Below are 11,087 nucleotides of genomic sequence, written 5' to 3'. Positions count from 1 at the left end.
TTAAGGAGATCCTATGGCTATAAAATTTAGAAAGACAAAAAAAATCCTACCAGGCGTAAAGTTAAACATAAGCAAGTCCGGCGTAAGTGTTACAACCGGAATTAAAGGCGCATCTATTAATATAGGAAAAAATGGGGTTTATCGAAATTTAGGCATACCGGGAACGGGTATCTCTAAGCGAGATAAATTGGAATTTTCCTCAAGCAAAGAGGAGGATTATTGCTACCTTGATGTGTTGATTGATTATGTTGTAGATGGGCAAGTTGTAACATTAAATGTTGCAATTACTGATTATTACCCAGAAAAAAATGCTATTTGGGGATATTGCGAAGAACTTGAGCAAGAGTCGGTCTTTTACTTGAATGATATACAAAGAGTGTTTGACATTAAGTCAGGAAAAGATGTTGAAGATGTTGCCGAATATTTTTTGCAGCTAAACCAATCTGAAGATAAAGAGAAAAGTAATGATCCACCAATAGGAAAAATTCTTATTGTGACATTTATCCTATTCTTAATTGCTTATACATTTCTTTTTACAAAAAATTGAAAATTAGCCTCTTGACTACAAATGGGCTTTTTTATTAGTATGTTTTTCAAGGTCTCAAAAGCCTTTCTATTTAGCAGGTTGTTAGTTTTAGCAGGTTGTTTGAATGGCAATCACTTGTCGAGGTGATTAAATATCGGCACATTAAGCTCTCGTAATCAAGAGCTTTTTTGTTATTGACAGTATACAAATAAATTAATACACTCTTTCTCAAGGTGTCGAAACCTTAAACCAAAAGCGGAAGTCCGCACCCGATAGCATAGCGGTTTTTTTATGCACAAAATTTGTGATCTCGTTTAGTTTTATTGCCATTAAGACTTAACACGCATAAATCCAATTTCATCTATGTCGGGCGGGCGGAGAATACAACACCCGAAAGGGGAATAATCCCAGCCGTTTCTTTTGGTCGGCTTTCGAACCACCTGGCACCCTTAACTGGGTAAATCTTAATATCGAAAACAAACCAAAGGAGACATTCTATGTCTAATCAAACCCAACTTTCAAAGGCGACTATCGGTTTAACCGACAGTCAGGCAGGAAACGGCGCTCAAAGTATTTCTATCATCAGCGAAAGCCGAATATACGCAACGAGCTGGTGAACGGGGAAAATTATTGCAGCAATGCAAATCAGAAAAGCAAGACCTTGAGCGTGAGCTTTTACAAATTAAACAGTTAGATCTTTTCGTGAACTTATAACCGCACAATCTTTTAGAAAGTGCGGTTTTTTATTGGAGTAAATATGAGTATTTACGGACAACTGCAACAATACGCCTCTCATGGTTGGATAGAATTATTTGAACTCGATCTCACTAAATTTGGCGATATTGTTTATCGTTTCCACGATGGATTAAGTCCATTAGGTCAAGCTATTGTGTGGCAAGGGCTGGAATATACACCTTATCCAGTCAAAGCTGAGGGATTTGCAGTTGATGGGTTAAATCCTGTTAGACCAAGGATTACATTTTCCAATTTAGGTGGGGCGATTACATTAGTCTTGGCAAAATTAAAAGGCATTGAGGGCGCTCGACTTACTCGCAAACGAACGAAAATAATCTATCTTGATGCGGTAAATTTTGAAAATGGAAATTTGACTGCCGACCCAAACGCACATTTACCCGATGATATATTTTATATATCGCAAAAAACATCGGAAGACCATTTAACGGTTAGTTTCGAGTTATTACCCGCTACTGATTTAGAGGGGGTGAAATTACCCCGTAGGCAGATTGTGGCTCAATATTGCACTCATAAATATAAGGGGCAGTTTTGCGGATATACAGGTGATAAAGCAACTTGCGCTAAAACACTTGCTGACTGTAAAGCACATTTTGGTGAGCACTCTGAATTGCCTTTTGGTGGTTTCCCAAGTGCGGCATATATGAGGATTTAAAATGAAACATATTGATGATGCAATAGCACACGCCAAACAAAGTTATCCGCACGAAAGTTGCGGTTTTTTTGTGCTTAAAAATGGCAAATTGCAGTATGTCGCCTGTACCAATTTAGCGGCAGAAACAGAAGATGAGTTTTTGATTGGCGTAGAAGATTATGCCAGAGCGGAAGGAGTGGGGGAAATTAGAACCGTTGTTCATTCCCATCCTGACGAGAGCTGTTTACCAAGTATTGCAGATCAAGATGCACATAAAATAAGTGGATTAGAATGGTGCATTATTGGACTAGAAGGCGATGAGGTATCTACGCATTTTATGCCTGCACTTACAGAGGTGCCTGATTTGTATGGGCGTAAGTTTATCCATGGCATGACCGACTGCTACGGATTTGTGCGTGATTGGTATCGCCAAGAACTGGGTATTAATCTCCCAAACTACAATCGCATAGATGGCTGGTGGGATAATGGTGGCAATCTCTATGTTGATAACTTTGAGGACGCGGGATTTTATCCAGTCAAAGACTTAAAAATAGGCGACATGATTGTGATGCAAATTAACGCAAATGTACCTAATCATGCTGGTGTTTATCTTGGTGATGGTTTAATTGGCCATCACCTATACGGACGACTATCAAGTAAGGATGTATATGGACAATTCTACCGCGAACGAACAACGCACATCATGCGACATAAGGAAAATACGCCTTAAAGGCGAGTTAGGCAAACGCTTTGGTAAAGTCCATAAGCTGGCAGTAAAAACACCAGCGGAAGCCATCCGAGCCTTATGTGTTTTAAAAAGAGGATTTAAAGAGTTTCTCTTAGAATCTGAAAAACACGGAATAGTTTATCGGTTCTTGGTGCAGAGAGAAGAGCTGACAACATCATCTGATGAATTTCAAATGTGGTATGGCGCTCAAGCCGAATTTCATCTTATTCCTATCATTAGGGGTTCTAAGCGGGGTGGATTCTTTCAGCTCATAGCGGGGGCTGCGATGATTGGTCTTGCATTTTGGAACCCTTTAGGATGGGCTACTATAGGCGGTACAGGCTTTTTAAGCAGCGCGGCAACCTTGCCACTTACGATTGGTGCATCACTTGTACTTGGCGGCATCAGCCAATTACTCGTCCCTGTGCCAAAAGTAAGCGGGCCACAAGAACGTCCAGAGAATAAGCCGTCTTATTTATTTAATGGTGCAGTAAATACAACCGAGCAAGGGCAACCTATCCCATTGTTATATGGCGAATTAATAGTTGGATCTGCTGTTGTATCGGCAGGTCTTACCGATAAAGAAATTCCTATCAGAACAAACTCTACATCAAACAATGAGACTAGAGGAAAACTTAAATTTAAACGAGTTTCGGGGTGATAAATGCAGATAGTTGGTAGAAAAGGCGGTGGAAAAGGTGGTGGCGGAGGTGGTAGAGCACCAGTTGAAGCGCCAGATTCGCTCAAATCTTGCTCTTATGCAAAATTTATTGATGTTATTTCTTGTGGAGAAATTGAAGGACCGGTAAATGGACTGAACTCAGTTTACTTTGGTGATGTACAGTTACAAGATGAAAAAGGCAAATTCAATTTTAATAATGTTGCTATTGAGTGGCGACCTGGAAGCGTGAGACAAGCACCGTCAGAAATTTGCCAAACCAATGAAGTGACAACAGATGTCAATACCGAAGTAAAAAAAGACAAACCTATCACTCGCTCTATTATTGCACCAGAAGCAGATATTGTTAGAGTAACTATTACTGTGCCTGGATTAAGTCATCAAAATAAAAGTAATGGCGATATTAACGGTACAAAGGTTGAGCTAAAAGTTGAATATCAAGCTAATGGTAGTCAATGGATAGATGCAGGTAATATCGTTATCGAGGGTAAAACCACATCATCATATAATCGCGAACATAGCTTTAGATTAACAGGCGAAGCTCCCTGGAATATAAAAGTGACACGGTTAACTGATGATTCAGATAGCCAGGTTTTACAAAACAAAACCATTTTTTCGAAAATCACAACGGTTTTTGAGGAAAAATTAACTTATCCTGGCGTGGCATATGTCGGCGTGCAAATAGACGCTGAGCAATTTAGCTCAATACCATCTCGTGGGTATCATTGCCGTGGCATCAAACTAAAAGTGCCCTCAAACTACAATCCAGAAACTCGAGAATATAGCGGTGATTGGGATGGTACATTTATTGTCAAATACTCAAATAACCCTGTTTGGATTTATTTTGATTTACTCACTAACGAGGAATATGGGGCAGGGGAATACATCAAAGAAGATATGCTAGATAAATGGTCGATGTACCAAATAGCGAAATATTGCGACGAATTAGTCCCTGATGGATTTGGTGGCCGTGAACCTCGCTTTACCTGCAATGTTTACATCCAAACCAAACAAGAAGCCTTTAAGCTGTTACGAGATTTAACATCGGTATTTAGAGCAATGAGTTATTGGAGTAGCGGTACTCAAATGCTCGTCCAAGACTCACCCAAAGAGCCTATTTATCAGTTTAATAATACCAATGTTATCGGCGGTAAATTCAGCCGCTCAGGCTCGAATATTAAAACTCGTCACAATGTCGTATTAGTGACGTGGAACGACCCGAAAAAGTACTTTAAGCAATCTGTAGAGTACATCGAGGACCCGGAAGCGATTGTTAAGATGGGGTACATATCCCAAACGGAAGTTGTGGCATTTGGCTGCACATCGAGAGGGCAAGCGAGACGACTAGGGAAATGGCTACTTTATACTGAGCAATACGAAAGCGAAGTTATTACGTTTTCTTGCGGACAAGATGGTGCTATCCCTATACCTGGCGAAGTGATACAAGTATCTGACGTTCATCGTTCAGGAGAGAGACGCGGTGGGCGAGTTAAAGACGGCTCAACAACAAATCGAATCATCCTCGATGCGGAAGTTGAAATCACAAAAGAATCAACGATTAGCATAGTGAATGAAAAAGGGGAGTTGGAACAAAGAGCAATTACACAACGCGGGAAACTCACTGAGATTGACGTAAGACCAGTCTTTACCTCTGTTACAGAAAATAGCACATGGATTATTGCTAGTGCAGATATAAAACCTGAACTTTATCGAGTTATCTCTATTGTTGAGAGCGATGACGGCTCATACACTATCACTGCATCTGATTACAATCCCTCTAAGTTTGAGCATATTGAAAATGGGAATGAACTCATTGAATATGACACAACAAACAATACGCTAGATACTGGTGTAAAAAATGTAGTGATTACCGATGAGATTTATCGTGGGCTTGGGGGAAGTATCCAAACCAAAATTGTTGTAAGTTATGAACCTGCAACATCGCTCACATCTCGATACCAAATCGAGTATCGCGAGGGCAATGGCAACTGGAAACAGATGGAGCCAACGACCTTAACATCGGTTGATATTCCTAATGTAAAAGATGGTGTGTTATATCAAATCCGCATCAAAACAAGCAATGTATTAGGTGTATGGTCCGATAATCCAATCCAAAACTATGAACCAATAGGGAGATTGCGTCCTCCGCATAATGTTTCTAATTTAAGACACAAGGCTATTGCCCAAGAAGGGGCTTTTTTAATTTGGGATTTATCGCCCGATATAGATTTAGAGTATTACGAGATTAAAAAAGGCGACACCTATGAAAGTTCTAAACCAGTTGGGAAAATCAAGGCAAACGAATTTAATCTTGGTTTTATTCGCGCTGGTGAGCATAAGTATTGGCTAAGCGCGGTGGATTCTTCCGATGTTCGTTCCGAATCGCCCACTGCAGTAACGTTTAATATTTCAGGCGGACAAGTAGAAAACTTAGTTGCAGAAATTGTCGGCGATGAAGTTTTGATGACATGGAGCGAGACAAAAAACAACTCTTTTTCGACTGAGCTCTACGAGGTTAAAAAAGATGATGACGTGCTGGCTTTAGTTAAAAGTACATCATTTAAATTTAAGGCTGATTTTAACGGCAATAAAGAATTTACCGTTACTGCAATTGACTTAGGCGGAAATCGGAGTGAATCCGCTCAAGCGCAGTTAATTGTCCATCGACCGACGCCTGTCTCTATATCTCAACAAGTTATCGATAACTACGTCATGTTGCGTTGGCAAAGTGCCAAAGCGACCTTGCCGATTGTCTATTATGAGTTGCGAAAAGGGGAAACGATAGAAAATTCAGAATTTATTACAAACATTGACGGGCTTGCATTTCCACAGTTTGAGACTGTCGGGGGCTTGTATAAATACTGGATTATTGGTGTTGATAGTGCAGGTAACAGAAGTGAGCCGCAATATACGCTATCCAATGTTGCACAACCGCCAGATTATATCCTTAAATACGACTACAACAGCTCGTATGACGGAATTAAAAATGGTTCGGATAAAATCGATGGCAAGTTATATCTACCAGTCAGACGAGATACATGGGCAGAGCATTTTAGATCCAATAATCTCGCTACTCCAAAATCTCAAATTAATAGAGGTTTCCCGTTGTACCTCCAGCCAATAGACGAGAGCGGATATTATGAGGAGGAAATGGATTACGGCACGGTATTAGCATCATCCAAAATTACTCTTACCCCTAAGGTGATAAGCTCTGGCAGTTATGATATTAACTATCATATAGCAGTAAAAGAAAACGCTAAAGATAATTGGCGCGAACACGACCAACAATCCGTTTATGAAACCAACTTTAGATATGTTAAGTTTAGAATTACAGTGAGCAATGCACAGAAACCTGTCGTAATAGAGTCACTTAATCTAAAACTCGATCAAAAACAAAAAACTGACGGAGGAACCGTACAGGCAAATGCGTCAGATATAAAAGGCACATGGGTAAACTTTGCAACAGAGTTTATCGATGCGTCTGTCCCGGTTTTAACACCACAATCTAAACAACCACTTTTTGCAACATCTGACTTTAAGGATGAGCCAAAACCTAAAGGCTTTTACGTATTTTTATTTGATAAAAATGGGAATCGCGTAAGCGGTAAAGTTGGCTGGGTTGTAAAAGGAGTGTAAAGGAGCAAAAATGGCAGATTTTAACAAACCAACTGTCGATAGCGAGTATACTCAATTCCCAACCGAAATTAGAGCCGCCATTAGTGCGGCTTTATCATTTTTGGATGGGGAGTATACTAATGTCCCGCTAAAAGCAAAACGCTGGAATCCATCGACAAAAATCTTTGAAGAATATAATGGTGCTCAATGGGTGCCAATGGCTACAGAGTATAAATTACCTGTTGATTATAACTCACTCAAAAACAAGCCACTCCCAAACTCTGCTGTTGACGACGAAAGTGACACAAAGTTTGCGAGTTCAGCAGCCGTTAAAACGGCTTATGATAAAGCGACGGAAGCAAAAGAAGCTGCTAGCGCTAAACAATCCCCAGCCACAACCTTAGCAGGCTATGGTATTGGGAATTTTAAAGTAGAACAAGGGCAGGGCGATGCCAATGGCTATAAAACCGATGGCAATTATTACTTAGCAAGCGGTCAAAATTTACCCGAAAATGGGGCATGGCATATTGAAGTAGTGAGCGGTGGGGCAACAAATGCGGTGCGTCAAATTGCACGTAAAGCGAATGACAACAAAATCAAAACACGCTTTTTTAATGGCTCAAATTGGTCAGAATGGAAAGATGCAGGCGGCGACGGCGTGCCTATTGGTGCGGTGGTGTCATTCCCTCGTGCGGTAACCAATCCCGTTGGTTTTTTAAAAGCTGATGGCACGACATTTAACCAACAAACCTTTCCCGATTTATACCGCACTTTGGGCGACAGCAACCAACTTCCTGATTTAACTCGTAGCGACACAGGCATGACGGCTTATTTTGCCGTGGATAACATTCCTGCAGGCTGGATTGCCTTTGATGAGATTGCCACCCAAGTTACCGAACAACGTTACCCCGAGTTATATCGTCACTTAGTTGGTAAATATGGCTCAATTGCAGCAGTGCCAAAAGCAGAGGATAGATTTATCCGTAATGCTGGCAATGGTTTGCAAGTGGGGCAAACGCAAGAGGATGAATTCAAGCGACATGTGCATAGAGTACCGATAGACTACGATTCTTGGTTTAATCACTCAAGTCAAGGAAGCAAAAATCCATATTTTGACTATACAACATTTGCCCAGTCTTCAGATTTGTGGAGCACTCTTGGTTATGACAATGCAGATAGCGATAATGGTTTTGTTTCCCCTAAAGACACCTCTCAAATGGCAACAGGTGGAAATGAAACTCGCCCTAAATCATTAATCCTCAAATTATGTATCAAGGCCATTAATAGTTTTGATGATGTTGTGTTTTGGATTAAATCGCACGGTGATGTAACTAATGCAGGATTGCTAGACGCGGGCAGACTTGCGCAAAATATGCAAGCGTTATCTGAGCGTGTTGAACAAAAAATAGAAGAGAATAAACAATCAACTTTGCGAGAAATCACCAATGCAAAAGCTGATATAAATCAGCAATTTTTGCAGGCACAAAAGAATTTATCTCAAATTGGCACATTAAAAAAAGTCTGGGAAGGTAGCGTGAGTACTGGGTCAATTACTATATCAGAGAGTTGCTATGGCAAAACGTTAATTTTTTATATTCAGACAGCAGATGATCAAAGTAATTACGGTGATTCCATTGAAATAGTCAGTTTTGAAGCGGGTGCAGAAGATGAAGGCGGAGGTCGTTTGACTAGTATTCGTGAAATAGTATCCAACTATAATTATCGCCAAGTAGTACCCAAAGAGTTCACTGTGTATATTGCTGGTGACGGTAAAACTATAACCATTGGCCAACTTGATGCACGTTCTATAAAACGTATTTATATTCGATAAAGGAGCGTTAAATGAAAGTCTATTTTTTAAAAGAAAATTTGAATAGTTATCAAATTTTCCCTATTCCGCAAAACTTAAATGATTTTGTGGAAATGGAAGTAGAAAACGAATCAGAGCTTGAGACTAAACAACTTATTTATTTTAAAAGTCAATACATTCTAGTTGATAGACAACCAACAGAATTACACAAATGGAACGGAAACAGCTGGATTGTCGATGAAAAAAAGAAAACTGAAATTAAGCGTAAACTCATTAAAAATCTAGTTGATAGCATTGATGATACAGCGGCTAACATTAGTGCAAGATGGACAAGGTTTGCCGAAGAGTATAAGGAGCGAGAAGCTGCCGCTATTGCCTTTAAAGAAGCAAATTTTACTGGCGAAGTAAGCATCTATATATCAAGTTTTGCAACTGTCGCAGGACTTGATAATAAATCAGCAACATTGCTAATTTTAAAACAGGCTGAAGGATTACGAACACTGCAAGAACAACTCGCGGTGCAGCGTATGCGTAAGTATGAGCTCAAGCACGAAGAATTGAGTGAAGAAGAATTACAGCAAATTCATAATGACATTATCAGAAAAATGAAAGCATTAGCGGAGACGCAACAATGACGGAAGGTAAGGTTTATTTAGCGTTGTATAAAGGCAAGAAAACAGGCTGGACACCTAAAGCGATCTTGGCTCGATTATCAGATTGGTTAACTCGTAAGCTTACTAAAGGTTTATATAGCCATTGTGAAATTGTCGTAAATAAAGGTTTTAAGGTCTGCTATTCGTCATCAATACGAGATGGTGGAGTACGTAGTAAGATCATGTACTTAGAACATGAGAAGTGGGATTTAATTGAACTGCAAAACATAACGGAAGAGCGGATTAAGGCTTATTTCGAGCAAACTAAAAACATGAGGTATGACTGGTGGGGTGCGCTAGGAATTGTTTTGGGTCTTAAACAGAAGCGAAGTAAGTTTTTCTGTAGCGAATGGTGTTTTAATGCAATTAAAAATAGTGATGAGGGTTGGCGATTTAGTCCGAATCAATTAGGGGCAATGTTTAAACATGATGACTAAAGACAAACCGATCATTAATTTCCACTGGAAATTTTATGCGATTTACCCCATACCACGCAGACCCTAAAATAAAAGGCAATGAGGCAATACCTGACATTGGCCCCAAAAATCTAAGACCGCCAGCCATGATGTGGACAACGTCCGACCCTTGGCCAGATAGAGTTTAAGACAAGCGGTGGGGAATTTCGCTGTTTCTTATATCTAATTTAAACGCCCTTTAATGATGATTTAAAGGGCGTTTTTTGTCTAGATATATGGCATTAAATATAATGGTATTATGAATGGTATTATATAATTATATTTCTTTTGAAAATTTCGTTTTAAATCAAAATATTATTTAATTAATTCTAATCCAGCGAGTCGCACCAAATTTTCTTTTCAATCCCTCTCAATCCATATCAAATAAAATTAAATTTCCTAGTAAATCAAGGCATTATTTGCTTTTATAAAGTCAATCCATATCAATCTATATTAATCTAACTCACTTTTTTGGTATTATATTTGGTAATATGATTTTGGATTTTTAGGTGTCGTAATACCAAAACTCATAAAAATACTAAAAAATCACGCTTACCAAAATTATTTTCGTAATACCAAAGGGGGGAGGATGGCCGTATTAGTGAAACCATTAAGCATTACAGAAATCAATAATGCTAAACCTAAAGAGAAAGATTACTCACTGTCTGATGGCCAAGGTCTTTTCTTGCTCGTAAGAATGAATGGTTCGAAAATTTGGCGATTTCAATATTATAAACCAATTTCTAAAAAAAGAACTTTAATTAGTCTTGGTGTTTATCCTGAGATTTCATTGAAAGACGCTCGAGATATTAGGGATTTATATCGTTCTTTGTTGGCGAAAAATATCGATCCGCAAGATTATCGTTTACAGCAAGAACAAAAAGCTATCCAAGAACGTCAATTTACCTTGAGCGAAATGGGGAAGGAATGGCTATACCTAAAGAAAAATGAAGTTGATACTGGTCGATTAAAAGAAGTGACTTTTATTGATATTGGGAAACGGTTAGAACGTCACTTGTTTAAAGTGTTGGGGCATTATTCTATTAGTGAGATTTCCGCTCCTCTTGCTATTGAGAAATTAAAACCATTAGAACGAGCAGGAAAATTAGATACATTGCATCGTATTATTGGTTATTTAAACCAAATAATGATTTATTCGGTTAATAGAGGGGTAATTAATTATAATGCAACCGCAGATATTGGAAGGGTATTTATTCGACCAATAGCTGAAAATA

At 39.1% G+C, this 11,087-nt stretch carries 9 protein-coding genes; all 9 read left to right on the top strand.

Going from position 1 to position 11,087, the window contains the following annotated elements:
• Positions 1-13: 13 nt before the first annotated feature.
• Positions 14-547: a DUF4236 domain-containing protein gene (locus tag DV356_RS09325; protein WP_005668585.1), complete on the top strand. Its 534-nt coding sequence runs from the start codon at positions 14-16 to the stop codon at positions 545-547.
• Between the two features lie 736 nt (positions 548-1,283).
• Positions 1,284-1,934, top strand: coding sequence for a phage minor tail protein L (locus DV356_RS09320; RefSeq protein ID WP_042602983.1), 651 nt, complete (start codon positions 1,284-1,286; stop codon positions 1,932-1,934).
• A gap of 1 nt (position 1,935) precedes the next feature.
• Positions 1,936-2,643, top strand: a complete 708-nt coding sequence (locus tag DV356_RS09315) for a C40 family peptidase (protein ID WP_042599549.1) — start codon at positions 1,936-1,938, stop codon at positions 2,641-2,643.
• The gene (locus tag DV356_RS09310; protein WP_042593439.1) at positions 2,582-3,301 is read left to right on the top strand and encodes a tail assembly protein; all 720 of its coding nucleotides are present in this window, start codon (positions 2,582-2,584) and stop codon (positions 3,299-3,301) included. Before DV356_RS09315 ends, DV356_RS09310 begins: the two co-directional genes overlap by 62 nt.
• A gap of 3 nt (positions 3,302-3,304) precedes the next feature.
• On the top strand, positions 3,305-6,955 hold the full coding sequence (locus DV356_RS09305; protein WP_042602984.1) for a TipJ family phage tail tip protein: 3,651 nt from the start codon (positions 3,305-3,307) through the stop codon (positions 6,953-6,955).
• 10 nt (positions 6,956-6,965) lie between these two features.
• Positions 6,966-8,765: a pyocin knob domain-containing protein gene (locus DV356_RS09300; RefSeq protein WP_239994856.1), complete on the top strand. Its 1,800-nt coding sequence runs from the start codon at positions 6,966-6,968 to the stop codon at positions 8,763-8,765.
• Between the two features lie 11 nt (positions 8,766-8,776).
• Positions 8,777-9,379, top strand: a complete 603-nt coding sequence (locus DV356_RS09295) for a hypothetical protein (RefSeq protein WP_118806878.1) — start codon at positions 8,777-8,779, stop codon at positions 9,377-9,379.
• A complete protein-coding gene (locus DV356_RS09290; protein ID WP_005693048.1) occupies positions 9,376-9,834 on the top strand; it encodes a hypothetical protein in 459 nt (152 codons plus the stop codon). The genes DV356_RS09295 and DV356_RS09290 overlap by 4 nt, the downstream gene beginning before the upstream one ends.
• A gap of 607 nt (positions 9,835-10,441) precedes the next feature.
• Positions 10,442-11,087 (top strand): integrase arm-type DNA-binding domain-containing protein (locus DV356_RS09285; RefSeq protein ID WP_118806877.1); only part of this gene is annotated, 646 nt, incomplete at its 3' end.

Source organism: Haemophilus influenzae, assembly GCF_003494325.1.
In the GTDB taxonomy this organism is placed as follows: Bacteria; Pseudomonadota; Gammaproteobacteria; order Enterobacterales; family Pasteurellaceae; genus Haemophilus; species Haemophilus influenzae_I.
Note: the sequence above shows the minus strand (reverse complement) of the source record. Positions and strands in the feature narration are given on the sequence as shown.

Excerpts from the sequence above, each read along its gene's own strand:
- DV356_RS09325 (WP_005668585.1), top strand. The coding sequence starts at position 14 with ATGGCTATAAAATTTAGAAAGACAAAAAAAATCCTACCAGGCGTAAAG.
- DV356_RS09305 (WP_042602984.1), top strand. The coding sequence starts at position 3,305 with ATGCAGATAGTTGGTAGAAAAGGCGGTGGAAAAGGTGGTGGCGGAGGT.
- DV356_RS09295 (WP_118806878.1), top strand. The coding sequence starts at position 8,777 with ATGAAAGTCTATTTTTTAAAAGAAAATTTGAATAGTTATCAAATTTTC.
- DV356_RS09300 (WP_239994856.1), top strand. The coding sequence starts at position 6,966 with ATGGCAGATTTTAACAAACCAACTGTCGATAGCGAGTATACTCAATTC.
- DV356_RS09320 (WP_042602983.1), top strand. The coding sequence starts at position 1,284 with ATGAGTATTTACGGACAACTGCAACAATACGCCTCTCATGGTTGGATA.
- DV356_RS09315 (WP_042599549.1), top strand. The coding sequence starts at position 1,936 with ATGAAACATATTGATGATGCAATAGCACACGCCAAACAAAGTTATCCG.
- DV356_RS09290 (WP_005693048.1), top strand. The coding sequence starts at position 9,376 with ATGACGGAAGGTAAGGTTTATTTAGCGTTGTATAAAGGCAAGAAAACA.
- DV356_RS09310 (WP_042593439.1), top strand. The coding sequence starts at position 2,582 with ATGGACAATTCTACCGCGAACGAACAACGCACATCATGCGACATAAGG.